This is a genomic window from Actinotalea lenta, from assembly GCF_030586465.1.
GTDB classification, from domain to species: domain Bacteria; phylum Actinomycetota; class Actinomycetes; order Actinomycetales; family Cellulomonadaceae; genus Actinotalea; species Actinotalea lenta.
This window is the reverse complement of the sequence record NZ_JAUQYP010000001.1, coordinates 1147092-1171272: the sequence shown is the minus strand read 5'-3', so window position 1 is coordinate 1171272 and position 24181 is coordinate 1147092. Positions and strand designations below refer to the sequence as shown.

The window sequence follows — 24181 nt, the reverse complement described above, 5'->3', positions numbered from 1 at the left end:
TCGTGGATCCTTCGTCGTTCGGCAGCTCGGCTGACCCGGCAAGGGTCCCGTGGCTCTGCGTCCCCACCTCGCGATGGGTTTGCCCTTTGTCGCTGACGAATCCAGGATGACCGAGGACCGGGAACCCGTCCAGATCGGACCGCGCCCGGTTTGGCACCACTGGTAGGCATTGGGGGTGACTTGGCAGGTGGGATTCACCCGTACGCACCACCCGGATGCCGCACATCCATGGCGCCGCTACGTGGCCCTCGGCGACTCGTTCACGGAGGGGCTGTGGGACGTCCCCGGCGGGCACCCGCCCCGACGCACCTCCACCGTGGACCCGACGCTGCCCGTCCGGGGCTGGGCCGACCTGCTGGCCGACCACCTCGCCGATCGCGCCCGCCCCGACGGTGAGCCGGTCCGGTATGCCAACCTCGCGATCCGGGGCCGTCTCATGCGGCCGATCGTCGACGAGCAGCTGCCCGTGGCTCTCGGCCTGGAACCGGATCTGGTGAGCATCATCGGCGGCGGGAACGACCTGTTGAGGCCTTCGGGCGATCCGGATGATCTCGCGGCGCTGCTCGAGGACGCCGTGGCGCGCGCGCGAGCCGTCGGTGCGGACGTGCTGCTCGCCACCGGGATGGACACCCGGTACAGCCCCGTGGTCCGCCGGACGCGGCCGCGCACCGGGATCTTCAACGCGCACATCTGGAGCATCGCGCGCCGGCACGGGGCACACGTGCTGGACGTGTGGGGGATGCGCTCGCTGATGGACTGGCGGATGTGGGCGCCGGACCGCATCCACCTGACGTCCGAGGGCCATCGCCGGGTCGCTCAGGGAGCGCTGGTCGCTCTCGGGCTGGAGCCGGACGACGAGCGCTGGGACGACCCCTTGGCGCCGCTGCCGGAGCCCCCGGCCGTGCAACGGTGGCGCACCGACGCCGCCTGGCTGCGCGACCACGCCTACCCGTGGGCGACCCGACGCCTGCGGCAGACCTCCAGCGGCGACACGAGGCACGCGAAGCGCCCGGAGCTCGTCACCGTCGTCCGCGACGACTGACCCGGGCGGTCACGGAGCGCCCAGGCTCCAGGCGACGGGCAGGTCCCACCCGTCGAGGGTGGCGACGACGACCGTGTCGGACCGCGCGGTGTAGTGATGGTCGAGCAGCACCACACCGGAGCCGTCGAGGGTGGCCGATCCGCTGCGCCACGGGTTGCGGTCCCGGAGCTCGAGCCGGACCTGGTGGACCCCGCACCCGGGGGGCAGCGTGACAGCCACGGCGTCGAAGCGGGCACCCGAACCACCGGCCGGGGCGGCAGGCGCGGCCGTCGCGACGCCGGGGCACGGCGAGGAGATGCTGCGCACCGACAGCGTCCCCCCGGAGACCGCCACGCCGGACGCCGACGCCAGGTGCGGCGCCACGAAGCTCGCCGTGAGCACGGCGAGGAGGACCAACGGGCGCCAGGCCCGCGCCGTCGCGCGCCTCATCCGGTGATCACCAGCGCCACGCTGCCGATGGCCGCGGTCGGGATGGGCTGGTCGGCCGCGTCGGAGACCGGGACGACCACCTGCCCAGTGCCGATCCGACCCGCGGGATCCGTCCCGGCGGCAGGTCCGTTCGCATCGAGCGGCGTGCCGGTGGTGTCCAGGAGCTGGAGACGGTAGTCCAGCCCCACGCACGCCGGGCTCACGTCGTCCAGCCGCACGGCACTGGTCCGGTACGTGTCGCCGCTGAACGTGCTGTCGAGGCTCACTGCGATGGTCCGGGAGGGCGGCTGGCAGTCGACGACCTGACCCGCACCGGCCTGGATGGTTCCGCCGTCGACCGAGAGCTGGGAGGCGGACCCTGCCTGCATGCCCGCGACCGCCAGCGCGGCGAGCGCCAGCGCCACCACGCGGCGCGACGGACGCAGGCGGGCGGTCATCGGGTCTCCAGGTCCTGCGGTGGTCGATCAGAGGGACGGGGTCGAGACGTCGCGGCCGCCTCCGACCCCTCGGCCTCCCCGCCCGGGGTGTCCTGGGCCCGGCTCGGCCAGATCAGGAGGGCTCCTGCGATGAGGAACAGCGAGACCCACGTGACGGGGCTCACCAGGACCGAGCCGACGAGCCCGACCTTGGGGATGTGGAGCACGGCGCGGCCGAGGATCCGCCGGTCGGACGGCGTCCACGGGTCCACGAAGCTGTTGTTGTCGCCCTGGACGGTCCAGCCGGTCGCGTCTCCGCCGATGATCCGGTGGATGATGCGAGCCGAGCCGACGTTCGGCGGGTTGTAGACCACGATGTCGCCCACCGCGGGCTCCCCGCACCGCGAGACCACGAGGTCCCCGGTGTAGAACGTCGGCTCCATCGAGTGCCCGGAGACGATCGTCAGGGTGGTGCACCCACCGAGTGAGCTCGGCCACAGGACGTACCCGACGACGAGTGCGCCGACCATGAACAGCGCGTCACCGAGGTGCCGCCGCAGCCGGCGCAGGCATCCTGCGCCGGCTGCGGGTCCCTCAGTGGCGGTCATGGTCGGGCGGGGCGGGGACCGCTCAGCTGTCGGAGATGACGGCCGAGATCGACGCGACCTTCGCGGCGTCGACGGACGTCGTGCTCGGCACTGCGACGTCCACCGTGCCGGAGGCAGTGATCTGCACCTTCCCCGAGGTCGCGAGCACGGCGCCGGAACCGTCCAGCAGCACGGCCTGCGCCTGCTTGCCGACGCACGACGGGTTGGCAGCGGTCGCCGTCGTGTTGATCCCGGTCAACGTCACGCTCGTCGCAAGGAAGGCCTTCGCGCCCGCGTCGTACGCTCCCGCCGTCAGCCGGGTCCCGACCGGCGAGGCGGACGGCTGGCAGTCGGAGACGTTGGTGCTGCCCGCCTGGATGGTCCCGCCGGACAGGCTCAGGTTCGACGCGCTGGCCAGCGAGAGGCCCGCGACACCGATGACGGCGAGGGCGATGGCAGCGGACTTGCGACGGTTGTCGGGCATGGGTGAGAGTCCTTCGTGTCGGGTATCAGGCGGCGCGGGGGAAGCGACGCCACTGAGGGGGATGACCGGCTGGGTGGGCCGATCACGGGGTCATTCGTCGCATGCGAGTCCGATCTTGAGCCCTGATGACGCGGGTTCACCCCGATGAGTCCGGATTGCGCACCCGACAACCTGGGCAAACCGGACATGTCGGCCCGTTGATCACCCGTTCGGCGCAGTGATCGGCGGGGTATGGGAGCCGCCTGTCGGGATCGAACCGACGACCGTCCGCTTACAAGGCGGGTGCTCTACCACTGAGCTAAGGCGGCACTGGCGTGCCAGCGTGCCGGACAGTCTGCCATCCGGGGGCATGCCGGTGGCCCGGGACCTCGAGGTCCCGGGCCGCCGGTGGATCAGCCCTTGGCCGCGGCGTCGATCGCCGCCTTGAGCGCCGTGGGGTCGTAGATGTCGACCGTCTTGCTGATGGAGACCCCGTTCAGCATGACGTCCGGGGTGGCGATGCTGCCGAGATCCTGCGAGGCGATGTCGGTCGCCTGGGCGACCCACCAGGTGTAGGTCCCGTCGGTGAACGTGTCGACGACGTCCTTCGGCGCACCGGCGGACAGCGCGATCTGGGCGATCTGGTCGTCCGTGAGGCCGGCGGTGCCCTCCTGCGGCTGCACACCGTCGGCGAACACGCCCTCGAGGAAGCCGAAGTACGCGTCCGGGGCCTTCTCGGCGAGCGTCCAGGCGGCGTTGGCGACGCGGGTGGAGTAGTTGGTGCCCGCGGAGCTGCGGTCCAGGAACGACAGCGGGTGGGAGTCGATCACGATCTCGCCGGAGGCGCGCAGCTGGTCCAGCAGCTTCCCGCTCTGCTGCTCGAAGTGGCCGCAGTAGGGGCACATGGGGTCGAAGTACACGCTGACCACGACCGGGTTGCCGGCGAAGTCGCCGTTCTGCGGCCAGTCGGACGTCAGCCCGGCCGGCCCCAGCGTCACGCCGCTCGACGGGCTGGCGCCGGGCGCCGCCGCGCCGGCCCCGTCGGGCGGGGTCACCAGACCCGACCTGTCGAACACGATGCCGCCGTGCCCGGTGGCGACCGTCGGGGTCACCTGGGCCGCAGGCGCGGCCGACGTGCCGTTGTTGAGGATGACGAGCACGAGCGACACGACCACGACGATGCCGACCACGAGCGAGACGATCGCGATCGTGCGCTGTCGCTGCGCAGCCTTGGCCTGCTTGGCGCGGAGGGCGTCCGCGGCGGCCTTGGCCTGCTCGCGACGGTCCTTGGACGAGGGAGCCATGAGGGTCCTTCCGGTTACTGTGCGGCCCGCGTGAGGCCGAGGGTCTGGTCGAGGGAGAAGCGGGAGTACGGCCAGCGGACCAGCAGCGCCGCGCCGGCGGCGATCGCGAGGTCGCGGGTGATCTCCCACGGGTACTGCGTGAGGTCGGGCGAGGTGGCGCCGCCGCCGCCGAAGCAGCCGCAGTCGATGGACAGGCCGCGCGCCCACGCCGAGGCGATGCCGACGATGAACGCGAGCATCAGCAGACCCATGATCGCGGCGGCATAGCGCGTGACGAGGCCGAGCAGGAGCAGCACCCCGACGACGATCTCCACGGCCGGCAGGCCGTAGCCCACCGGCCTGGCGAGCGCCTCGGGAAGCAGCTCGAACGCGCGCACCGCGCGCACGCTCGCGGCCAGGTCGCCGGCCTTGGCGAGGCCGGCCCACAGGCTGACGACGGCCAGGGCCAGACGCACGACGGTGGACACCCACGGCCGGGCGGTCGCCCACCGCCCCGCGGGCAGGACGGGATCGGGATCTGACATGCGGTTCTCCTGAGGGCACGGCGGACGGGCGCGCCGGGCTCGGCGCGCCTCAGGCGAACCGCAGCGGCGGTCCTCGCAGGAGCGGGGAGCCGACCGGCGCACCCTCCACGGCGCCCCTCAGCAGGCCGGCCGGGACCGGGCGTGCGCACCGGGGCAGTGCGGGGCGTGCGGGTTCCGGACGTCGGACCAGCCCTGCGAGGACCCGCACGACGGTGCGCACCGCGAGGCCGATGCGAGCCAGCAACCCGGCCGCCATGGTCAGACCGAGGAGGTGGACGAGCAGCAGGGGCAGCGCCACGACCACCAGTACGCCCATCACCTGCCGGGAGTCGCCGCCGACCGCGAGCGCACCCGACGGGCAGGCGGCGTCGGGCCGGAGCAGCGCCAGACGCAGACCGAGCGCCCCGGCCATCCCGTCGCCGGCCACGCACTGGTGGACGAGGATCGCGCCGAACCGGGACGCCGTGGCGAACCCGACGCCCACCACGCTCAGCGCAGCGAGCACCGCGGCCAGCGGTGCGGGCGCGACGCGTGTCCGGTCCACGGGTGGAGGATACGCGCCGAACCGTCCCGACGGCAGGGCCCACCTCGACGCGCGCCCCGGCCTGCTGGGCGGACGGCGGCTCGCTCAGCCCAGGTCGGGCGGCCCCGGCAAGGGCCACCACACCACGTCCTGCCCCAGCACGATCGCGGTCGCCACCGCTCCCGCGGCCGCGAGCGCCAGCAGGACGAACGTGACCGCGCCGGCACGCGGCGGAGCGAGTGCCGCCAGGGCGAACCGGGCCCCGATCCGGGTGCTGCGGCTCATCGGGCCGAACCAGACGACCACGAGCCCGAGCACGACCGCCACCACCAGCAACGCACGTTCCACCCACGCCTGCGTGCCGGGCAGGTCGCCGGAGACCTCCCCGGCCCGCAGGGCCACCGGGGTCCAGTGACCCGTGCCGATCAGCCACCAGCCCACCCCGCCGACCACGAGGACGGCGCTCGCCGCGACCAGCGCTGCGGGCAGCACGCCGAGCACGGCGCGCAGGAGGTACCACGGCCAGCCGGCGACGGCGCCGGCCGTGCCGCCGCGTCGCGCGCCGCCGCGGGCCCTGCGGCGGCGCAGGGCCACCACGTCCAGCCCCACGCTGCGCACCAGCACGGCCAGCCCGACGGCGACCGCCAACGCCAGACCGGGCCACCCCGCGCCCACCGCGGCGAGCAGCACCCCCATGGCGAGGACCGAGACCACCCGGCGGCGCGCCGCCTCCTCGGGCAGCGTGTCCGCGGGGACCTCCGGCTCGCCGTCCCACTCCCGCGGGCCGCCCCACTCGGCCGTCCCCTGCCACTGCGGCTGCACCGCCTCGTCCCACGGGGGTGGCGGCTGCGTCCAGGGCGGGGCCGAGCCCGGCTCGACGCTGCCGGACGGCTCCCCCACGACGACCGTCGGCTCAACGTCGGCGTCAGGCGGAACCGCCGCACGCGAGCCGACCACCACCGGGGCGGCGCCGGTGGGCAGGACCGCGGTCCGCGGCAACGAGCCCGTCCCGGGCACGACCCCATCGACGGCCGCGCGGAGCCTGTCGACCAGGGCCTTCGGATCGCGACGTGCCGCCGGGTCGGTCCGCAGCGCACCTGCCAGGGCCTCGGCGACCGCGGGCTCGAGGCCGTCGAGGTCCGCGTCGCCGGTGCGCACCCTGGCCAGGACCGCCGCAAGGGGCCGCACCCCGAACGGCGCTCGTCCGGTGGCGGCGAAGGCGAGCGTGGCCGCCCAGCCCCACCAGTCCGTCGCCTGGCTCGGCTCGGCGCCATCCAGCACCTCCGGGCTCAGGTACCCGGGGGTGCCGGCCACCGAGCCCGCCTCGGTCACCCGGGCGTCCTCGACGGTCTGCGCGATCCCGAAGTCGATGAGCACCGGGCCTTCGTCGGAGACCAGGACGTTCGCGGGCGTCAGGTCGCGGTGCAGGACACCGGCCTCGTGCACGGCGACGAGCGCGGCGCGCAGCCGCTCGGCGACGTCGGCCAGCTCGGCCACCGTCAACGGGCCGCGGTCCGCGACGCGCGCCGCGAGCGACGGACCGTCCACCAGCTCCGTCACCACGAACGGCTCGGTCGAGTCGAGCTCGGCGTCCAGGACCCGTGCGACGCCCGGGTGGCGCACGCGGCGCAGCGCCGCGACCTCCCGACCCAGCCGCTCCCGGGCGGGCCCCTCCACCAGGTACGGGTGGACGAGCTTGAGCGCGACGTCCGCCCCGTCGGCGTCGCGGACCCGGTACACCGCGCCCATGCCGCCGCGGCCCAGCGGGCCGACCACGCGGTACCCCCCGAGCTCGTCGCCGGGGGCCGGTCCGATCCGCTCCATGCCGTCACGCTACCGGCCGGTCCCCGCCCCGGCCCGGCCCCACGCAGGGCGCCGGACCGTCCCCCGCGGCACTCGACGCCCTGCAACCGCCGGGTCCGACGACTAGCCTCGGGGCGGACCTTTGGGAGGCATCCTGTGACACACCCGCTCGTGGTGGTGGCCAATCGACTGCCCGTGGACCTGACGGTCGAACCTGACGGCACGCCGTCCTGGCAGCGCTCCCCCGGGGGCCTGGTGACGGCGATGGAACCCGTGATGCGCCAGGCCGATGCGGCCTGGGTGGGCTGGCCCGGCTCGCCCGGTGAGGCGCCGGAACCGTTCGACGCCGACGGGATGCACCTGGTGCCCGTCGGCCTGTCCGCACAGGAGGTCGCGGACTTCTACGAGGGCTTCTCCAACGACACCCTCTGGCCGCTGTCGCACGACGTCATCAGCCCACCCGTGTACCACCGGCACTGGTGGGACGCCTATCGCAGGGTGAACCGGCGGTACGCGGAGGCGGCCGCCGCGGAGGCGTCCGAGGCAGGCACGGTCTGGGTGCACGACTACCAGCTCCAGCTGGTCCCGGCGATGCTGCGCGAGCTGCGCCCCGACCTGCGCATCGGGTACTTCCACCACATCCCGTTCCCGCCGCTGGAGCTGTTCGCACAGCTGCCGTGGCGCCGCCAGGTGATCGAGGGGCTGCTCGGCGCGGACCTGGTGGGCTTCCAGCGCTCCGGCGACGCAGCCAACTTCCTGCGCGTCGTGCGGCGGTGGACGGACCTGCCCGTCCGGGCCGGGACCGTGACGGTCGCCGAACCCGGCCCCGAGCGGAAGGTCCGCGCGGGGTCCTTCCCCATCTCCATCGACTCCCAGCACTTCGACGAGCTGTCCCGGTCCCCGTGGGTCAGGGCGCGCGCCGCGGAGATCCGCGCGGACCTCGGCTCACCCGAGGTGCTGCTGCTCGGCGTCGACCGGCTGGACTACACCAAGGGGATCCGGCACCGGATCAAGGCCGTCGGGGAGCTGTTCGACGAGGGACGGCTCGAGGTGCCCGGCGCAGCCCTCGTGCAGGTCGCCAGTCCCAGCCGGGAGAACGTCGAGGCGTACCAGCAGCTGCGCGAGGACGTGGAGCTGGCCGTCGGCCGCATCAACGGCGAGCACGGCCGGATCGGCACCCAGCCCATCCACTACCTGCACCACTCCTACCCGCCCGAGGAGATGGCGGCGCTGTACCGGGCCGCCGACGTCATGCTCGTCACGTCGTTGCGGGACGGCATGAACCTGGTCGCCAAGGAGTTCGTCGCCGCGTGCGTGGACGACGCAGGCGTCCTGGTGCTCTCGGAGTTCACGGGCGCGGCGGACGAGCTCAACGGGGCCCTGCTGGTCAACCCGCATGACATCGACGGCCTCAAGGCGGCCGTCGAGCGTGCGGTCACGATGGACCAGCGGGAGGTGCGCTCCCGGATGCGCCGGCTGCGCCGCCGCGTGCTGACCGACGACGTGTCGCGCTGGTCGCGCAGCTTCCTCGAGGCGTTGGGCGACGTCGACCGGCACGTCGACGTCCCGTCCTCCACCACCGGGAACTCGGCATGAGCGACACCACCGCCCTCGAGGGCGCGCTCGCCGGGCTGTCGAACGCGGTCCGGGCGGGGCGCACGCTCCTGGTCGCGCTGGACTTCGACGGCGTGCTGGCCCCGCTCGTCGACGTGCCGTCACGGTCCCGCGCGACCCCGGAGGGCGCCGCGGCGCTGCGGCGCCTGTCCGGCGCCGACGGCGTGCGACTCGCCCTGATCTCGGGGCGCGGGCTCGCGGACCTCGCGGCGGTCGCGGAGGTTCCCGACGGGACGCTGCTGGTGGGATCCCACGGCGCCGAGGTGGGCGCCTGGGACGGCGGCCTGCGCCCCGGCGACCCCGCCCTCGACGACGAGCAGTCCAGCCTGCTCGCGCGCGCGGCGGACGAGCTGTCCCGGCTGGTCGAGGGAACCACCGCGCGGATCGAGGTCAAGCCCACCACCGTGGTGCTGCACACCCGCGGCGTGCCCACGCAGGACACGGACCGGCTGGTCGACGCGGCCCTCGCACTGGGCGAACGGCTGGACCTGGACACCATGGCGGGCCGGGACATCGTCGAGCTGTCGGTGCTGCGGGTGACCAAGGGCGACGCGCTGCGCGAGCTGCGCTCCGGCACCGGGGCCGGTCCCGTCCTGTTCGCGGGGGACGACGTCACCGACGAGCGCGCGATGGCCGTCCTCGGCCCCGGGGACGTCGCGATCCGGGTCGGGGACGGGGAGTCCGTCGCGCCGTACCGGGTCGCGGATCCCGAGGCGATGGCCCGCACCCTGCACCGGCTCGCCGACCTCCTGGGGTCCTGAACCCCGGGCCCGGGCGGCGGCCCCGGTGCTGGCGGCCGCCCCATCGCCCGCCGGAGGCCTGGTGGGGTGTGGCAGGATGACCCCGTCGCCATCGGCGTCGGCGTGGGCCCGCCAGGCCCTCGTCCTCTACTCGGATCGTCCGGCACGTACCTGCCGGTGGAGGGAAAGAACATGGCAACTGTCACCTACGACAAGGCGACCCGGATCTACCCGGGGACCGAGCGGCCCGCGGTCGACTCGCTCGACCTGGAGGTCGCCGACGGCGAGTTCCTGGTGCTCGTCGGCCCGTCCGGCTGTGGGAAGTCCACCTCGCTGCGCATGCTCGCCGGCCTGGAGGACGTCAACGCGGGTCGCATCCTCATCGGCGACCGCGACGTCACGGACGTCCAGCCGAAGGACCGTGACATCGCCATGGTCTTCCAGAACTACGCGCTGTACCCGCACATGTCCGTCGCGGACAACATGGGCTTCGCCCTGAAGATCGCCGGCACCCCGAAGGCGGAGATCCGCCAGCGCGTCGAGGAGGCCGCCCGGATCCTGGACCTGTCGGAGTACCTGGACCGCAAGCCCAAGGCGCTGTCCGGTGGCCAGCGTCAGCGCGTCGCCATGGGCCGCGCGATCGTCCGCCAGCCGCAGGTGTTCCTCATGGACGAGCCGCTGTCGAACCTGGACGCCAAGCTGCGCGTCCAGACGCGTACCCAGATCGCGTCGCTGCAGCGTCGGCTCGGCGTCACCACGGTCTACGTCACGCACGACCAGACCGAGGCCATGACGATGGGCGACCGGATCTGCGTGCTCAAGGACGGCATCCTCCAGCAGGTCGGCACCCCGCGTGACCTGTACGACCACCCGAAGAACGTGTTCGTCGCCGGCTTCATCGGCTCGCCGGCCATGAACATCGGCAACTTCCAGGTCGCCGACAACGCCGCGAAGCTCGGCGCCGCCCGGATCCCGCTGCCCCGCGCTGCGCTCGACGCCCTGAGCAGCGAGGACGGCGGTCGGATCACCGTCGGCTTCCGCCCCGAGTCCCTGGACCTGGTTCCCGAGGGCTCGACCGGCGCGTTCCACGTCAAGGTCGACCTCATCGAGGAGCTGGGCTCGGACGCCCTGGCGTACGGCACCATCGCCGAGCCGGGAGCCGAGGGTGGCATCACCTCCGGCGCCGGCGAGGACCAGATCATCGTCCGGGTCAACCCGCGGGAGACCCCGATGAAGGGCGACGTCATCTCGGTCGCCATCCGCGAAGGTGAGCGCCACCTGTTCCGTCCCTCGAGCGGCGCCCGCATCGAGGCCTGACACACCACGGAGGGCGGGGCCGGCGGTTGCCGTCCCCGCCCTCCGCTGTGAAGGAGCACCATGGCGGACCGGCTGCAGATCACCGCGGCCGCACCCGACCCCGCACTGCTCGACCTGCCGTGGGACATCCCGCTGGAGGAGTGGCCGGCGTCGGTCCTGGCCGCGCTGCCCCGGGGGATCTCCCGGCACGTCGTGCGCTTCGTGCGGCTGTCCGGGCGGATCATCGCGGTCAAGGAGATCGGGGAGACCGTCGCCTACCGCGAGTACGAGCTGCTGCGCGCGCTGCATCGGCTCGACACGCCGAGTGTCGAGCCGCTCGCGGTCATCACCGGTCGCCGGGACGCGCACGGGGAGCACCTCGAGGCGGCGCTCGTCACCCAGCACCTGCAGTTCTCGCTCCCCTACCGCGCACTGTTCAGCCAGCAGCTGCAGCCGGGTACCAGCGCCCGGCTGGTCGACGCGTTGACGGTGCTGCTCGTGCGCCTGCACCTGACCGGCTTCTACTGGGGTGACGTCTCCCTGTCCAACACGCTGTTCCGCCGCGACGCGGAGACGTTCGCCGCCTACCTCGTGGACGCGGAGACCGGCGACCTGCACGACCACCTGTCCGACGGGCAGCGCGCCTACGACCTGGACGTGGCCCGCGTGAACATCATCGGCGAGCTGATGGACCTCGAGGCCGGTGGGATGCTCGAGGCGGAGGTCGACCCGGTGGCGATCGGCGACCGGCTCGCGGACCGCTACACCCGGCTGTGGGACGCCCTGACCGGTGTCGAGTCCTTCGGCGCGACCGACCGGTGGCGGGTCGCGGCCCGCATCGAGCGGCTCAACGAGCTCGGGTTCGACGTCGCAGAGCTCGACATCGTGACCGACGTCGACGGGACCACGGTGTCCATCCAGCCCAAGGTGGTCGACGCCGGGCACCACGCGCGCAGGCTCGCGCGCCTCACGGGGCTGACGGTCGAGGAGAACCAGGCCCGCCGGCTGCTCAACGACCTCGACCAGTTCCGCGCCTCGACGGAGCGCCAGGGAGCGCCCGAGACCGCCGTGGCGCGCGAGTGGCTCACCGAGGTGTTCGAGCCGGCGGTCCGCGAGGTCCCCACCGACCTGCGGGGCAAGCTCGAGCCCGCCCAGATGTTCCACGAGATGCTGGACCACCGGTGGTTCGTGTCGGCCGAGCAGAACCGCGACGTGCCGATGCTCGAGGCCGCCCGCAGCTACGTGGCGGCCGTCCTGCGCGGCCGTCCCGACGAGCAGGCGATCCTCGGCGTCGACACCGCCCAGCTCCCGCAGATCGCCGACGCCGACGTGGACGAGCGACCCGCAGGACCCTGATCGGCGCCGGACGCGGGGCTCACCGGACCGCGGACGACCCGCCGCGCAGCCGGGCGACCTCGTACAGGGCGATGCCGGCGGCCACCCCGGCGTTGAGCGACTCCACGGCGCTCGCGATGGGGATCGAGGCGATCACGTCGCAGGTCTGCCGCACCAGCCGGCCCAGTCCCTTGCCCTCCGAGCCGACCACGAGGACCACCGGGTCGACGGCCAGGTGCAGGTCGGCGACCGGCATCGTGCCGTCCGCGTCCAGCCCGACGATCGCGCACCCGGCGTCGCGGGCCTGACCGAGCGCGCGGACCAGGTTCGTGACGCGGGCCACGGGTACCCGCGCCGCGGCACCGGCGGACACCTTCCACGCGGCGGCGGTCACGCCGGCCGCACGGCGTTCCGGCACCACGACGCCGTGCACCCCGAAGGCGCCGGCCGACCGCAGCACCGCGCCGAGGTTGCGCGGATCGGTGACACCGTCCAGCGCGACGAGCAGCGGTGCGCTGCCGGCCCGCCGGGCGCGGGCGAGCACGGCATCCAGGTCCGCGTACTCGTAGGGCGGCACCTGCATCGCCACACCCTGGTGCGCGAGGCCGTCCGTGATCCGGTCCAGCTCGGCCCTGGTCACCTCCGCCAGCGGCAGGTGGCGCGTCGTGACGGCGGCACGGATCTCCTTGACGCGGTCGTCCGCATCGATCTGGTGGGCCAACCACACGCCGGTGCACGGGACGCCGGCGCGCAGCGCCTCGACCACAGGGTTGCGGCCCGCGACCACCTCGACACCGCTGTGCCGCGTCCGCGAGCCCAGGTCGCGCTGCGGTCGGCGGCGCTGCGGCTCACCACCGCGCTGCTCGGCCCGCTCGGCGGCGACCTTGCGCCGGTGCGCGACGTGGTACGGGCGGTCCTCGGCCTTGGGTGTGGGCCCCTTGCCTTCGAGTGCGCGCCGGCCCTTACCGCCCGTTCCGGCCGTCGGCTGCTTCTTGGTGCCGGGCTTGCGGGTCGCGCCACGACGACGGGAGTTGCCGGCCATCAGCTCTGCTCCTTCACGGCCCACCGGGCACCGGTGGGCGAGTCCTCCACGACGATCCCGGCGGCCGCCAGCTTGTCGCGCACCGCGTCGGCCGTGGCCCAGTCACGCGCAGCCCGGGCGGCGGCGCGGGTCTCGAGCTCGGCCCGCACGAGCGCGTCCAGCGCCTGCTCGGTGCGGCCGTCCCCGGTGGTCTGCCAGGCCAGGGGGTCCAGGCCCAGTACGTCGAGCATGGCCCGGACGGCCGCGACCTCGTCAGCGGCGTCGGCGAGGTCGCCGTCCGCGAGGGCGGTGTTCCCTCGGTGCACATGGTCGTGCACCACGGCCAGGGCCGCGGAGACGTTGAGGTCGTCGTCCATGGCGGCCGCGAACTCCGCCGGGAGCGGTGCCGCCTGCGGGTCGCCGGGGTCGGCGAGCTCGCAGGCACGGTGCACGAAACCGGACAGCCGGTTCCAGGTGGCCTCCGCCTCGGCGACGGTCTCCGGCCCCCACTCCACGACCGACCGGTAGTGCACGGACGCCAGCGCGTAACGCAGCACGGGCGCCGAGGTCTGCGCGAGCAGCGCGGCGACGCCGGCGGTGTTGCCCAGCGACTTGCTCATCTTCTCGCCCGCCTGGCTGACCCACGCCGTGTGCAGCCACATCCGCGCGAAGCCGTACCCGGCCGCGCGGGACTGCGCCTGCTCGTTCTCGTGGTGCGGGAACCGCAGGTCGATGCCGCCACCGTGCAGGTCGAACTCCGTGCCCAGGTAGCGCTGAGCCATCGCGGAGCACTCCAGGTGCCACCCCGGTCGCCCGGCGCCGAAGGGCGTCGGCCAGGCGGCCGTGGGTGGCTCGCCGGGCTTGACCGACTTCCACAGCGCGAAGTCGCGAGGGTCTCGCTTGCCCGGCGACGCCTCGTCCTCCGAGGGCGTCAGGTCGTCCAGCCGTTGGTGTGTCAGGCTCCCGTAGTCGGGCCACGAGCGGACGTCGAACCAGACGTCACCGTCGCCCGTGGTGTACGCGTGCCCCGCGTCCACGAGCGTCCGCATGAGGTCGACCATCTCGGTGACGTGGCCGGTGGCGCGCGGCTCGTAGTCGGCCGGCAGCACCCCGAGCGCCTCGCGTGCCGCGGTGAACTCGCGCTCGTGCCGCAGCGCCCACGCCCACCACGGCACGCCGGCCTCCTTGGCCCTGGCCAGGATCTTGTCGTCGATGTCGGTGACGTTGCGCACCAGGGCGACCCGCAGGCCGCTGCGGCGCAGCCACCGCACCAGGACGTCGAAGGCCACGTCCGTGCGCAGGTGACCGATGTGCGGCGAGCCCTGGACCGTTGCGCCGCAGACGTAGAGCCCGACCTCACCGTCACGCAGCGGGACGAGCTCGCGCAGCTCGCGGGTCGCGGTGTCGAACAGGTGGAGGCTCACCGCGCCAGGGTACCGGCGCACCGCCCACGCCACAGACGGCGACGGTGGGGCCCGAGCCCCCGGAATTCTCACGCTACGGACGGACCGTCTCACCCCCCACCGCTGGGAGGGGGCCGAACCCTGGACCGGTGTGCCGGGCCGGAGAATGATCGAGACATGACACGTGCGGTGGTGGCGACGGGATTCGGTGGCCCCGAGATGCTCGCGGTGGTGAACGCCGACCCGGGTGTCATGGGGCCGTACGACGTCCTGGTCCAGGTACGGGCCGCCGGCGTCAACCCCGCGGACTGGAAGGCGTACTCCGGGGCGTGGACCACGGACCCCACCGTGCTGCCGATGCGGCTGGGTAGCGAGGCCGCAGGCGTGGTGCTCATGCACGGTCGGGAGGTCAGCGGCGTCCAGGTCGGGGACGAGGTGATCGTCTACCCAGCGCACGGCGCCTACGCCGAGCAGATCCTCGTGCCCGCCGACGCGGTGCTGCCCAAGCCCGCCTCGATGAGCTGGGAGAAGGCGGCCGGCCTCATGGTCGCGGGGGTCACAGCGGTACACGCCCTGACCGCGACCGGGGTCGGCGCCGGGGACACCGTGCTGGTGCACGGCGCCAGCGGGGGCGTCGGCGCCATGCTGGTCCAGCTGGCGCACTGCCGGGGCGCCCGCGTGGTCGGCACCGCCAGCCCCGCCAACCATGAGTACCTGACCGACCTCGGTGCGACTCCGGTCGCCTACGGTCCCGGGCTGACCGAGCGGGTGCGCACCCTGGGGACGATCACCGCGGCGATCGACGCGGCCGGCACCACGGAGGCCCTGGAGACCTCCGTGGCCCTGGCCCCGCACGGGAGGATCGCGACGCTGGCAGGGCACGCGCTCGGAGCCAAGCTCGGCATCCAGCTGCTGGGGGGCGGCGAGGGCTCCGATCCGGGAACCGAGATCCGGATGGCCGCCCGGCACAAGCTCCTACGGCTGTGGGAGGCGGGCAAGATCGACGTGCGCGTCGGAGCCACCTACCGCCTGACCGAGGCCCGTCGGGCGCACCGGGCAGGTATCGACGGTCACGTCACCGGGAAGATCGTCCTGCTGCCCTGAGGATCAGCGGCCCATGACGAGCGCCGTCGCGACCGCCGCGACGCCCTCACCGCGGCCCGTCAGACCCAGGCCGTCGGTAGTGGTCGCCGACACGGTGACCGGCGCCCCGCACGCCGCGGACAGCGCCTCCTGAGCCTCGGCGCGCCGAGCGCCGAGGCGCGGCCGGTTCCCGATCACCTGGACCGCGACGTTGCCCACCTGGAAGCCGGCCTCGCGGACCAGGCGGGCGGCCTCGGCGAGCAGGGCTGCGCCCGAGGCCCCGGCCCAACGGGGGTCTGACGTGCCGAACACCGATCCCAGGTCGCCGATCCCGGCGGCGGACAGCAGAGCGTCGGCGGCGGCGTGCGCCGCGACGTCGGCGTCGGAGTGCCCCACCAGGCCGACCTCGCCGGGCCAGCGCAGGCCGGCGAGCCACATCTCCCGGTCCGACCCGGCGGGCGCGAAAGCGTGCACGTCGACACCGATCCCCGTCCGAGGCAGTCCGCTCATCGGTCCTCCCGCCCCAGGAGCAGCTCGGCGACGGTCAGGTCCCGCGGCGTGGTGATCTTGGCAGACCGTTCGTCACCGGCGACGACCCAGACCTGCTCGTCGAGCATCTCGACCAGGCCGGCGTCGTCCGAGGCCGCGACGGCCTCGTCGTGCGCGTGCCGGGCGGCAGCCGCGTGCGCCCGCTCGAGCAGGGCACGGTCGAACCCCTGCGGGGTCTGCACCGCCCGCAGGCTGAGCCGGGGGACGGTCTCCAGGACCGGTTCCGCGTCGCCGTCGCCCGCCCCGACGCGCTTGACGGTGTCGACCACGGCAACGGCGGGCACCACGGCCCCGTGGCCGGCGCGCAGCGCCCGCACCACCCGGTCGACGACCTCCGGCGGGACGCCGGGGCGCGCCGCGTCGTGCACGAGCACGAGGTCGACCGCCGGGAAGGGCTCCAGGGCTTCGAGTGCCGCGGCCACCGACCCCTGGCGGGTCGCGCGCCCCGCGACCACGACCGTGGGCACGCCGAGATGCAGGGCCTCGACCAGGTCGGTGAAGGGTGCGACGTGCTCCGGCGGCGCCGTGACCACGAGCACCGAGAGCTCGCGTGCGTCACACCCGCAGACCAGGGCCCGCGCCGCACGCGCCAGGATCGTCTCGCCGCCCAGCGGCACCAACGCCTTGGGCATCGGACGGCCGAGCCGCGTCCCGCTGCCGGCGGCCACGAGCACCGCGGCCAGCGTCACCTCGGTCCGCCTGTCCTGGTGGGGTCGACCCGCCGCGTCAGGAGGCGAGGACCTCGTCGAGGATGGCCTCGGCCTTGTCCTCCTCGGTGTGCTCCGCGAGGGCGAGCTCCGAGACGAGGATCTGCCGCGCCTTGGCGAGCATCCGCTTCTCACCGGCGGAGAGCCCCCGGTCGGCGTCCCGGCGCGACAGGTCGCGGACGACCTCGGCGACCTTGATGACGTCGCCGGAGGCCAGCTTCTCGAGGTTCGCCTTGTACCGGCGCGACCAGTTGGTGGGCTCCTCGGTGTACGGCGCGCGCAGCACGTCGAACACGCGCTCCAGCCCCTCGGCACCGACGACGTCACGGACCCCGACCAGGTCGACGTTGTCCGCGGGAACCTCGATGGTCAGGTCGCCCTGGGCCACCTTGAGCTTGAGGTACTGCTTCTCCTCGCCGCGGATGGTCCTGGTCTTGATCTCCTCGATGAGTGCTGCGCCGTGATGCGGGTAGACGACGGTCTCGCCGACGGTGAAGGTCATGTGCAGGAGTCCCCTTTCGCGGAGACCCATACTAGCACGCCCTGCCCCGCACCGATCCGGTTGCAGGACCGTTTGCGCTGGTCAGCGGGCCGTACCCGGTAGGCCCGCAGGTGGGAGGCCATCGGGGCGGCCACAGGCCGGCTCCGACGAGCCGCGATCCTGGCCGACCGTTAGGCTGACGCGCAGCACGCCCCGGGACACTGGAGAGACCGTGACACGTTCGACGCGCACCCGCCGCGCCCTGCTCGCCACCGCCGCCCTGGCGTCCGCGGCGGTCCTCGCCGGCTGCGGGGCCAGCGAGACGACCAACTACGCGGCCTCGGACGGGGTGGACGTCACGCTCGGGCACCTCACGGGCGACAACCTCATGGTGCTCACCGCGGCGAAGGGCGACCCGGGCACCATGCTCGGCGCGTTGATCAACGACGGCGACCAGCCGATGACGGTCCAGCTCGGCGTGGGATCGGCTGTGGTCCCGGTCCAGGTCCCCGCGAGGTCGACGGTGCTGCTCGGCCCGCAGCAGAACGCGCCCGCCGCGCCGCCGGCCACCACGGTGGACGTGCGCTCGGTGCCCGCGCCACCCGGCGCCCTCGTCTCCGTCTCGGTCGCCTCGGACGTGTCCGGCAGGACGACGGTCCAGGTGCCGGTGCTCGACGGAACCCTGCCGGCCTACGCGAGCCTGGTCCCCTCGAGCTGACGCCGGCGAACCGGCGAGCGGCTCAGCCGAACCGGCCCGAGATGTAGTCCTCGGTCTCCTTGCGACTCGGCGAGGAGAACATCACCCGGGTGTCGTCCATCTCGATGAGCCGCCCGGGCTTGCCGGTGCCCTCGATGTTGAAGAACGCGGTCTGCTCGCTGACGCGCGCCGCCTGCTGCATGTTGTGGGTGACGATCACGATCGTGTACTCGTCCTTGAGGTCCTGGATGAGATCCTCGATCGCCAGCGTCGAGATCGGGTCGAGGGCCGAGCACGGCTCGTCCATGAGCAGGATCTGCGGGCGCACCGCGATCGCCCGGGCGATGCACAGCCGCTGCTGCTGGCCGCCGGACAGCGAGGACCCGGGCTTGTCGAGCCGGTCCTTGACCTCGTTCCACAGGTTGGCGCCGGTCAGCGACTCCTCCACCAGGTCCGCCGCGTCGGACCTGGACATCCGCCGGTTGTTGAGCCGAACGCCGGCGAGCACGTTCTCGGCGATCGACATCGTGGGGAACGGGTTGGGCCGCTGGAACACCATGCCGATCTGGCGGCGTACGGCCACCGGGTCGACGTCCGAGCTGTAGAGGCTGACGCCCTCGACCGACACCGAGCCCTCGACCCGGGCCCCGGGGATCACCTCGTGCATCCGGTTGAGGGTGCGCAGGAAGGTCGACTTCCCGCAGCCGGACGGCCCGATGAACGCCGTCACCGACCGGGCCGGGATGTTCATCGTCACGTCCGCCACGGCCAGGAACGAGCCGTAGTAGATGTTGAGGTCCTTGACGTCGATCCGCTGTGCCATCGGGGTCCTGTCAGTGGGTTCCGGTCTTGGGGGCGAAGAACCTGGCGACGAGCCGGGCGACCAGGTTCAGCAGCATCACGATGACGATCAGCGTCAACGCCGCCGCCCAGGCCCGCTCGAAGTTGATGTTCGGGTTGCAGGCCACGTCGCCCGCGTTGCACGGCACGTAGCCCTTGTGCCACGAGGAGTAGATGAACACGGGCAGGGTCATCATGCGTCCGTGGAACAGGTCGCTGTTGATCGAGTCGGAGAACCCTGCCGTGAGCAGCAGCGGTGCCGTCTCGCCGATGACCCGGGCGATCGCGATCATCACGCCCGTGGTCAGGCCCGCCACGGCGGTGCGCAGCACCACCTTCACGACGGTGAGCCACTTGGGGACGCCCAGCGCGAGCGCGGCCTCGCGCAGCTCGTTGGGCACCAGCCGGAGCATCTCCTCGCTCGACCGGACCACGACGGGGGTCATGAGCACGCTCAGTGCGATCCCGCCGATCAGCCCGAACGTCGCGCCCGGCCCCAGGATCACCGCGAACAGCGCGTACGCGAACAGCCCGGCGACGATCGACGGGATGCCGGTCATCACGTCGACGAAGAACGTCACCGCGCGGGCCAACGGGCCCCTGCCGTACTCGACCAGGTAGATCGCCGTGAACAACCCGATCGGGACCGAGATCACCGTCGCTGCCAGGGTGATGAGCACGGTGCCGAGCATCGCGTGGTAGATGCCGCCGCTCTCCGAGCCCCCGAACACCCCACGCATCGAGTGGGTCAGGAAGTACGGGGAGAGCTGCTTGTACCCCTCGGCGATCACGGACCAGGTCACAGAGACCAAGGGGGTCATCGCCAGCAGGAACGCCAGGACGACCAGCCCGGTCATCACGTGGTTGGTGACCCGACGACGGGTCTCGATCCGGTGCACCTGGAAGGCCGGCGCGGCCGTCGCGGTGGCCATGTCAGTTGGCTCCCGAGAACTCGGCCCGGCGCGAGACGATCCAGCGCGCGAGCATGTTGACGGCCAGCGTGATGACGAACAGCGCGAGGCCCGTGGCGATCAGGGTGTTGACGCCCAGCGGGTTCGCCTCGGGGAACTGCGCGGCGATGTTCGCGGCGATGGTCTGCTGCTTGCCCGCCTCGAGGATGTGCCAGCTGTAGGTGAAGCCCGGCGAGAGGATCATCAGCACGGCCATCGTCTCCCCCAGCGCCCGGCCGAGGCCCAGCATCGCGGCGGACACCACGCCGGACCGCCCGAAGGGCAGCACGGCCATCCGGATCATCTCCCAGCGGGTCGCGCCCAGGGCCAGCGACGCCTCCTCGTGCAGGCGGGGGGTCTGCAGGAACACCTCGCGCGCGACAGCGGTGATGATCGGCAGGATCATCACCGCGAGCACCATGCCGGCGATGAACAGGCTGCGAGCCGGCCGGGCCGGTGTCCCGGCGAACAGCGGGATGAACCCGAGCACGTCGTGCAGGACCTGCTGGATGGGCTGGCCGATACCGTTCTGGCCCACCAGGACCCGGACCCCCCACAGGCCGTAGACCACGCTGGGGATCGCCGCGAGCAGGTCGATCAGGTAGCCCAGCCCCGCCGCGAAGCGCCGGGGTGCGTAGTGCGAGATGAAGAGCGCGATCCCCACCGCGATCGGTGTGGCGATCACCAGGGCGATCGCGGCGGCGAGCAGCGTGCCGAAGACCAGGGGGCCGACGAAGGACACCAGCGAGGTCTTGTCGGGGAACCAGGCGATGGACTCGTGCAGGGTGGCGGGGGCGCTCGTCAACGCGGGCCACGCCTGGATGAGCAGGAAGGCGGCGACCGCGGCGAGGACGACGAGGATCAGCGCGCCCGAGCCGACGGAGAGGCCGGCGAACAGCCCGCTGCCGACGCCGGACCGTCGCGACCTGCGCAGCCCCTCAGCCCCCTGGGGGGATCGGGTCGGGGTGGTGGTCACCTGGAGTCTCCGTGATCTGTGCGGACGGGTGTGGCCGACCCTACGCAGCGTAGGGCCGGCCACACCCGCTGGTCATCCGACGGTCAGCCCGCGGAGATCATGTCGATCGACTTCTGGATGTCAGCGCGCAGCGCGTCCGAGATCGGCGCCGAGCCCGAGGCCTGCGAACCGGCCTGCTGGCCCTCGGAGCTGGACACCCAGGTCAGCCATGCCTTGACCTTGTCGGCGGTGGCCTGGTCCTGGTAGCTCGTGCAGGCGATCTGGTACGAGAGCAGCACGATCGGGTAGTGCGTCGGGTCGGTCGTCTTGCGGTCGATGTTGACCACGATGTCACCTGCGGCGCGGCTCGTGTCCCGCGGCGAGTCCGCCACCACGGCCGCCGCCGCGTCGGCGGTGTAGGCCACGTACGTGTCACCCACCTTCACCTTGGCCACGCCCAGCGAGCCGGCCTGCGAGGCGTCGGCGTAGCTGATCGTGCCCTTCGCGCCCTGCACGGTCTGGATGATGCCCGAGGTGCCCTGCGCGGACTGGCCACCGTTGTTCGGCCAGTCACCGCTCGCCTTGTACGGCCACGCGTCGGGGGCGGCCTGGGCAAGGTAGTCCGTGAAGTTGTGCGTCGTTCCGGACTCGTCGGAGCGGTGCACCATGACGATCGGGTCGGACGGCAGCGTGGCGTCCGGGTTGTCCGCCTTGATCGCCGGGTCGTCCCACGTGGTGATCTTGTTGTCGAAGATCTTGGCGATCGTGTCGGGCGAGAGCTGGAGGTCCTTCACGCTCGGCAGGTTGTACACGATCGCGATCGGGGAGATGTAGACCGGAAGGTCCATCGCGGTGCCGGGGGCGCACCGGGCGTCGGCCTTGGAGATCTCGTCACCGCTCAGGGCGGCGTCCGAGCCCGCGAAGTCGGTGGCACCGGAGATGAACTTGGTCCGACCACCACCCGAGCCGATCGGGTCGTAGCTGACCGTCACGTCCGGGTTGGCGTTCTGGAAGCCCGCACGCCAGGCGTCCATCGCCTTCTCCTGCGCCGACGAGCCGGCGCCGACGAGCTCGCCGCTCAGGCTCGTGCCGCCGCTCGCCGAGGCCGAGGTGTCCGCGGAGCTGCCGCTCGCGCCCGGCGTCGTGTTGTTGTCCGAACCGCACGCTGCGAGGGTCAGCGCGAGTGCACCCATCACGGCGGCGGCCCCAGCCATCCGGCTGTGTCGGTTGAGCTTCACTGTGTCCCGTCCTGTCGTGATCAGCCCAGGCGGGCGCCCGGGGCTGGTACCGACGCTAGGCATGGACGGTGACCCGTTGGCCCATGCACGGTGAACAGGCAGTGAACACCCGGGGGCGAGTTGTCATGCGCGGGAGCCGACACGCAGGCCCGACGGCCTCGCGTGGGCGGCGTCCCTCGACGGTTCAGTCGTCCACGACCTTGTACCCCAGGCCGCGGACGGTCACCAACCGTACGGGGTTGGCCGGGTCGGGCTCGATCTTGGCCCGGATCCGCTTGACGTGGACGTCGAGCGTCTTGGTGTCGCCGACGTAGTCCGAACCCCAGACCCGGTCGATGAGCTGTCCGCGGGTCAGGACGCGGCCCGCGTTGCGCATCAGCACCTCGAGGAGCTCGAACTCCTTGAGGGGGAACGCCGTCGGCTCGCCGTCGACCTCCACGGTGTGCCGCTCCGGGTCCAACGTGACGTTGCCCACCTCGATCGCGGCGCGCTCGGTGGCGGGCGCCTCGGCCTGACGGCGGAGCACGGCGCGGATCCTGGCCAGCAGCTCGCGCGACGAGTACGGCTTGGTGACGTAGTCGTCCGCGCCGATCTCCAGGCCGACGACCTTGTCGATCTCGCTGTCCTTCGCGGTCAGCATGATGACCGGGACCGAGCTGTGGGCGCGCAGCGCGCGGCACACGTCGGTACCGCTCATGCCCGGCAGCATCAGGTCGAGCAGCACGAGGTCGGCCCCGCCCCGGTCGAACTCGTCCAGCGCCTGAGGGCCGGTCGCCGCCAGGGAGACGTCGAAGCCCTCCTTGCGCAGCAGGTAGGCCAACGGGTCGCGGTAGGACTCCTCGTCCTCGACCACGAGGATGCGCGTCATCGTCCGGGTTCTCCTTCCGCGGTGTGCGGCACCAGCCGCGGCGGCACGGTGGGCTCCGTGTCGGCGTCCTCGCCCAGCAACGGTAGCCGGATGGTGAACGTCGAGCCCTTGCCGGGCTCCGACCAGACCGTGACCTCGCCCCCGTGGTCGGCGACCACGTGCTTGACGATGCTCAGCCCGAGCCCCGTACCCCCCGTGTCGCGCGAGCGCGCCGGGTCCACCCGGTAGAACCGTTCGAAGAGCCGCGGCACGTCCCGCGCGTCGATCCCGATCCCCTGGTCCACCACCGCGATCTCGACCACGCCGTCGCGCACCGTGGCCCCGACCCCCACCTGCGTCCCGGGGTCGGAGTAGGAGATCGCGTTGTCCACCAGGTTGCGCAGCGCCGTCACCAGCAGGTCGCGGTCGCCCCACACCGAGACCCCGGGATCCTCGCCGGCCTCCAGCACGATGTCCTTCGCGGTCGCCCCGGTCCTGGCCCGGTCCACCGCCTCGGCGACGACGTCCACCACGCGCACCGCCGCCGGCTCGACCAGGGAGTCGGCCACCTGGAGCCGGGAGAGCTCGAGGATCTCGGCGACGAGCGCCGACAACCGGGCCGCCTCGACCTGGATCTTGCCCGCGAACCGGCGCACCGCCTCCGGGTCGTCGGCCGCCTGCTCGACGGTCTCGGCGAGCAGGGACATCGCCCCGATCGGCGTCTTGAGCTCGTGCGACACGTTGACCACGAAGTCCCGCCGGACCTCCTCGACCCGCCGCGCCTCGGTGTGGTCGTCCGCGAGCACCAGCACCAGCGCTGAGCCGAGCGCCGCGACCCGCACCTGGAGCACGCGGGTGCTCTGGCCGAACCGGCCGCGAGGCAGGTCGACCTCGGCGTCTCGGGTCTCCCCGTCGCCGACCACCGCCGCCACGAGGTCCCGCACGGGCCCGGGGGCGACCTGGTTACCGACGACCAGCCCGAACGCGTGCGCGCCGCTGCTGGCCCGGACCACGGTCAGGTCCGTGCGCACCACGACGGTGGCCGAGCGCAGCAGGGCGAGGACGGCGGCGGCCGCGTCCTCCAGCTCCGGGTCGGGCGTAGGCACGACGTCGTGCTGCTCCCGCTCGGAGGACCGGAACGCGAACGCGGCCACCACGCCGACGACGACGCCGAGCACGCCCGCGACCAACAGCTCCAGTCCGATGCTCACGCGCACAGCGTACGGTTGGGCCCGTGGCGCCCGGCGCGCCCGAGGGCGAACGTATCCCCGGGTGGGACAGGATGTTCACCTGACGGTGAGTCGCCGTTCACGTTGTGCTGCGAACGTGGCCCG

At 73.0% G+C, this 24181-nt stretch carries 26 protein-coding genes, 1 tRNA gene and 1 riboswitch; of the genes, 7 read left to right on the top strand and 20 right to left on the bottom strand.

The genetic code is table 11. The annotated features are described in order from the left end of the window. Nucleotides 1–17 precede the first annotated feature (17 nt). Nucleotides 18–94: riboswitch (cyclic di-GMP riboswitch) on the bottom strand. A gap of 81 nt (nucleotides 95–175) precedes the next feature. Then, the gene (locus tag Q6348_RS05485; RefSeq protein ID WP_304600291.1) at nucleotides 176–1042 is read left to right on the top strand and encodes an SGNH/GDSL hydrolase family protein; all 867 of its coding nucleotides are present in this window, start codon (nucleotides 176–178) and stop codon (nucleotides 1040–1042) included. 9 nt (nucleotides 1043–1051) lie between these two features. On the opposite strand, the gene Q6348_RS05480 is transcribed toward Q6348_RS05485, so the two are convergent. The 9 genes from Q6348_RS05480 to Q6348_RS05440 form a co-directional block, all read right to left on the bottom strand. Beyond that, nucleotides 1052–1471 (bottom strand): hypothetical protein, encoded by a 420-nt coding sequence (locus tag Q6348_RS05480; RefSeq protein WP_304600290.1) that lies wholly within the window; start codon nucleotides 1469–1471, stop codon nucleotides 1052–1054. Next, nucleotides 1468–1908 (bottom strand): hypothetical protein, encoded by a 441-nt coding sequence (locus tag Q6348_RS05475; RefSeq protein WP_304600289.1) that lies wholly within the window; start codon nucleotides 1906–1908, stop codon nucleotides 1468–1470. Before Q6348_RS05475 ends, Q6348_RS05480 begins: the two co-directional genes overlap by 4 nt. Further along, nucleotides 1905–2495, bottom strand: a complete 591-nt coding sequence (locus Q6348_RS05470) for a signal peptidase I (RefSeq protein WP_304600288.1) — start codon at nucleotides 2493–2495, stop codon at nucleotides 1905–1907. The genes Q6348_RS05475 and Q6348_RS05470 overlap by 4 nt, the downstream gene beginning before the upstream one ends. A gap of 22 nt (nucleotides 2496–2517) precedes the next feature. Next, on the bottom strand, nucleotides 2518–2958 hold the full coding sequence (locus tag Q6348_RS05465) for a hypothetical protein (RefSeq protein ID WP_304600287.1): 441 nt from the start codon (nucleotides 2956–2958) through the stop codon (nucleotides 2518–2520). A 236-nt stretch (nucleotides 2959–3194) separates the two neighbouring features. Further along, nucleotides 3195–3266, bottom strand: a tRNA-Thr gene (locus Q6348_RS05460). Between the two features lie 84 nt (nucleotides 3267–3350). Then, the gene (locus Q6348_RS05455) at nucleotides 3351–4241 is read right to left on the bottom strand and encodes a DsbA family protein (protein WP_304600286.1); all 891 of its coding nucleotides are present in this window, start codon (nucleotides 4239–4241) and stop codon (nucleotides 3351–3353) included. Nucleotides 4242–4255: 14 nt separating this feature from the next. Next, on the bottom strand, nucleotides 4256–4765 hold the full coding sequence (locus tag Q6348_RS05450; protein WP_304600285.1) for a MauE/DoxX family redox-associated membrane protein: 510 nt from the start codon (nucleotides 4763–4765) through the stop codon (nucleotides 4256–4258). Nucleotides 4766–4814: 49 nt separating this feature from the next. Next, nucleotides 4815–5309, bottom strand: coding sequence for a hypothetical protein (locus Q6348_RS05445; RefSeq protein WP_304600284.1), 495 nt, complete (start codon nucleotides 5307–5309; stop codon nucleotides 4815–4817). An 84-nt stretch (nucleotides 5310–5393) separates the two neighbouring features. Further along, entirely contained in the window at nucleotides 5394–7112 is a 1719-nt protein-coding gene (locus tag Q6348_RS05440; protein WP_304600283.1) for a serine/threonine-protein kinase, read from the bottom strand. A gap of 135 nt (nucleotides 7113–7247) precedes the next feature. Here Q6348_RS05440 and Q6348_RS05435 point away from each other — a divergent pair, with 135 nt between their 5' ends. From Q6348_RS05435 to Q6348_RS05420, 4 genes are all read left to right on the top strand, one after another. Beyond that, nucleotides 7248–8687 (top strand): alpha,alpha-trehalose-phosphate synthase (UDP-forming), encoded by a 1440-nt coding sequence (locus Q6348_RS05435; protein ID WP_304600282.1) that lies wholly within the window; start codon nucleotides 7248–7250, stop codon nucleotides 8685–8687. Then, nucleotides 8684–9466, top strand: a complete 783-nt coding sequence (gene otsB / locus Q6348_RS05430; RefSeq protein ID WP_304600281.1) for a trehalose-phosphatase — start codon at nucleotides 8684–8686, stop codon at nucleotides 9464–9466. The genes Q6348_RS05435 and otsB overlap by 4 nt, the downstream gene beginning before the upstream one ends. Nucleotides 9467–9637: 171 nt before the next feature. After that, nucleotides 9638–10762, top strand: coding sequence for an ABC transporter ATP-binding protein (locus tag Q6348_RS05425; protein ID WP_304600280.1), 1125 nt, complete (start codon nucleotides 9638–9640; stop codon nucleotides 10760–10762). A 60-nt stretch (nucleotides 10763–10822) separates the two neighbouring features. Beyond that, a complete protein-coding gene (locus Q6348_RS05420) occupies nucleotides 10823–12097 on the top strand; it encodes a DUF4032 domain-containing protein (RefSeq protein WP_304600279.1) in 1275 nt (424 codons plus the stop codon). 19 nt (nucleotides 12098–12116) lie between these two features. On the opposite strand, the gene rlmB is transcribed toward Q6348_RS05420, so the two are convergent. Further along, nucleotides 12117–13118: a 23S rRNA (guanosine(2251)-2'-O)-methyltransferase RlmB gene (gene rlmB, locus Q6348_RS05415; RefSeq protein WP_304600278.1), complete on the bottom strand. Its 1002-nt coding sequence runs from the start codon at nucleotides 13116–13118 to the stop codon at nucleotides 12117–12119. Continuing rightward, nucleotides 13118–14521 (bottom strand): cysteine--tRNA ligase, encoded by a 1404-nt coding sequence (gene cysS / locus Q6348_RS05410; RefSeq protein ID WP_304600277.1) that lies wholly within the window; start codon nucleotides 14519–14521, stop codon nucleotides 13118–13120. The genes rlmB and cysS overlap by 1 nt, the downstream gene beginning before the upstream one ends. Before the next feature lie 156 nt (nucleotides 14522–14677). On the opposite strand from cysS, the gene Q6348_RS05405 reads away from it, so the two are divergent. Next, entirely contained in the window at nucleotides 14678–15604 is a 927-nt protein-coding gene (locus tag Q6348_RS05405; protein WP_304600276.1) for a quinone oxidoreductase family protein, read from the top strand. A 3-nt stretch (nucleotides 15605–15607) separates the two neighbouring features. Here the strand turns inward: Q6348_RS05405 and ispF are convergent, their stop codons facing one another. Genes ispF through Q6348_RS05390 form a run of 3 tightly spaced genes read right to left on the bottom strand, consistent with a single transcriptional unit; the run spans nucleotide 15608 to nucleotide 17341 of the window. Next, nucleotides 15608–16093, bottom strand: coding sequence for a 2-C-methyl-D-erythritol 2,4-cyclodiphosphate synthase (ispF, locus tag Q6348_RS05400; RefSeq protein WP_304600275.1), 486 nt, complete (start codon nucleotides 16091–16093; stop codon nucleotides 15608–15610). After that, nucleotides 16090–16821: a 2-C-methyl-D-erythritol 4-phosphate cytidylyltransferase gene (gene ispD / locus Q6348_RS05395; protein ID WP_304600274.1), complete on the bottom strand. Its 732-nt coding sequence runs from the start codon at nucleotides 16819–16821 to the stop codon at nucleotides 16090–16092. The genes ispF and ispD overlap by 4 nt, the downstream gene beginning before the upstream one ends. A gap of 37 nt (nucleotides 16822–16858) precedes the next feature. After that, complete coding sequence (locus tag Q6348_RS05390; RefSeq protein ID WP_304600273.1) at nucleotides 16859–17341, bottom strand: CarD family transcriptional regulator; 483 nt, start codon at nucleotides 17339–17341, stop codon at nucleotides 16859–16861. Nucleotides 17342–17552: 211 nt separating this feature from the next. Here Q6348_RS05390 and Q6348_RS05385 point away from each other — a divergent pair, with 211 nt between their 5' ends. After that, complete coding sequence (locus Q6348_RS05385) at nucleotides 17553–18038, top strand: hypothetical protein (RefSeq protein ID WP_304600272.1); 486 nt, start codon at nucleotides 17553–17555, stop codon at nucleotides 18036–18038. 22 nt (nucleotides 18039–18060) lie between these two features. Here the strand turns inward: Q6348_RS05385 and pstB are convergent, their stop codons facing one another. From pstB to Q6348_RS05355, 6 genes are all read right to left on the bottom strand, one after another. Further along, entirely contained in the window at nucleotides 18061–18840 is a 780-nt protein-coding gene (gene pstB / locus Q6348_RS05380; RefSeq protein WP_304600271.1) for a phosphate ABC transporter ATP-binding protein PstB, read from the bottom strand. 10 nt (nucleotides 18841–18850) lie between these two features. Beyond that, nucleotides 18851–19789: a phosphate ABC transporter permease PstA gene (gene pstA, locus Q6348_RS05375; protein ID WP_304600270.1), complete on the bottom strand. Its 939-nt coding sequence runs from the start codon at nucleotides 19787–19789 to the stop codon at nucleotides 18851–18853. Nucleotide 19790: 1 nt separating this feature from the next. Beyond that, nucleotides 19791–20783 (bottom strand): phosphate ABC transporter permease subunit PstC, encoded by a 993-nt coding sequence (gene pstC, locus Q6348_RS05370; RefSeq protein WP_434062003.1) that lies wholly within the window; start codon nucleotides 20781–20783, stop codon nucleotides 19791–19793. Nucleotides 20784–20866: 83 nt separating this feature from the next. Then, complete coding sequence (gene pstS / locus Q6348_RS05365) at nucleotides 20867–22000, bottom strand: phosphate ABC transporter substrate-binding protein PstS (protein ID WP_304600269.1); 1134 nt, start codon at nucleotides 21998–22000, stop codon at nucleotides 20867–20869. A gap of 184 nt (nucleotides 22001–22184) precedes the next feature. Next, complete coding sequence (locus Q6348_RS05360; RefSeq protein ID WP_304600268.1) at nucleotides 22185–22868, bottom strand: response regulator transcription factor; 684 nt, start codon at nucleotides 22866–22868, stop codon at nucleotides 22185–22187. Further along, the gene (locus Q6348_RS05355) at nucleotides 22865–24058 is read right to left on the bottom strand and encodes a sensor histidine kinase (protein WP_350339642.1); all 1194 of its coding nucleotides are present in this window, start codon (nucleotides 24056–24058) and stop codon (nucleotides 22865–22867) included. Before Q6348_RS05355 ends, Q6348_RS05360 begins: the two co-directional genes overlap by 4 nt. Nucleotides 24059–24181: the final 123 nt, after the last annotated feature.

Coding starts and splice junctions, on each gene's coding strand:
- Q6348_RS05480 (WP_304600290.1), bottom strand. CDS start 1,471: ATGAGGCGCGCGACGGCGCGGGCCTGGCGCCCGTTGGTCCTCCTCGCC.
- Q6348_RS05475 (WP_304600289.1), bottom strand. CDS start 1,908: ATGACCGCCCGCCTGCGTCCGTCGCGCCGCGTGGTGGCGCTGGCGCTC.
- Q6348_RS05470 (WP_304600288.1), bottom strand. CDS start 2,495: ATGACCGCCACTGAGGGACCCGCAGCCGGCGCAGGATGCCTGCGCCGG.
- Q6348_RS05465 (WP_304600287.1), bottom strand. CDS start 2,958: ATGCCCGACAACCGTCGCAAGTCCGCTGCCATCGCCCTCGCCGTCATC.
- Q6348_RS05455 (WP_304600286.1), bottom strand. CDS start 4,241: ATGGCTCCCTCGTCCAAGGACCGTCGCGAGCAGGCCAAGGCCGCCGCG.
- Q6348_RS05450 (WP_304600285.1), bottom strand. CDS start 4,765: ATGTCAGATCCCGATCCCGTCCTGCCCGCGGGGCGGTGGGCGACCGCC.
- Q6348_RS05440 (WP_304600283.1), bottom strand. CDS start 7,112: ATGGAGCGGATCGGACCGGCCCCCGGCGACGAGCTCGGGGGGTACCGC.
- otsB (WP_304600281.1), top strand. CDS start 8,684: ATGAGCGACACCACCGCCCTCGAGGGCGCGCTCGCCGGGCTGTCGAAC.
- Q6348_RS05425 (WP_304600280.1), top strand. CDS start 9,638: ATGGCAACTGTCACCTACGACAAGGCGACCCGGATCTACCCGGGGACC.
- Q6348_RS05420 (WP_304600279.1), top strand. CDS start 10,823: ATGGCGGACCGGCTGCAGATCACCGCGGCCGCACCCGACCCCGCACTG.
- rlmB (WP_304600278.1), bottom strand. CDS start 13,118: ATGGCCGGCAACTCCCGTCGTCGTGGCGCGACCCGCAAGCCCGGCACC.
- Q6348_RS05405 (WP_304600276.1), top strand. CDS start 14,678: ATGACACGTGCGGTGGTGGCGACGGGATTCGGTGGCCCCGAGATGCTC.
- ispF (WP_304600275.1), bottom strand. CDS start 16,093: ATGAGCGGACTGCCTCGGACGGGGATCGGTGTCGACGTGCACGCTTTC.
- Q6348_RS05390 (WP_304600273.1), bottom strand. CDS start 17,341: ATGACCTTCACCGTCGGCGAGACCGTCGTCTACCCGCATCACGGCGCA.
- pstB (WP_304600271.1), bottom strand. CDS start 18,840: ATGGCACAGCGGATCGACGTCAAGGACCTCAACATCTACTACGGCTCG.
- pstA (WP_304600270.1), bottom strand. CDS start 19,789: ATGGCCACCGCGACGGCCGCGCCGGCCTTCCAGGTGCACCGGATCGAG.
- Q6348_RS05360 (WP_304600268.1), bottom strand. CDS start 22,868: ATGACGCGCATCCTCGTGGTCGAGGACGAGGAGTCCTACCGCGACCCG.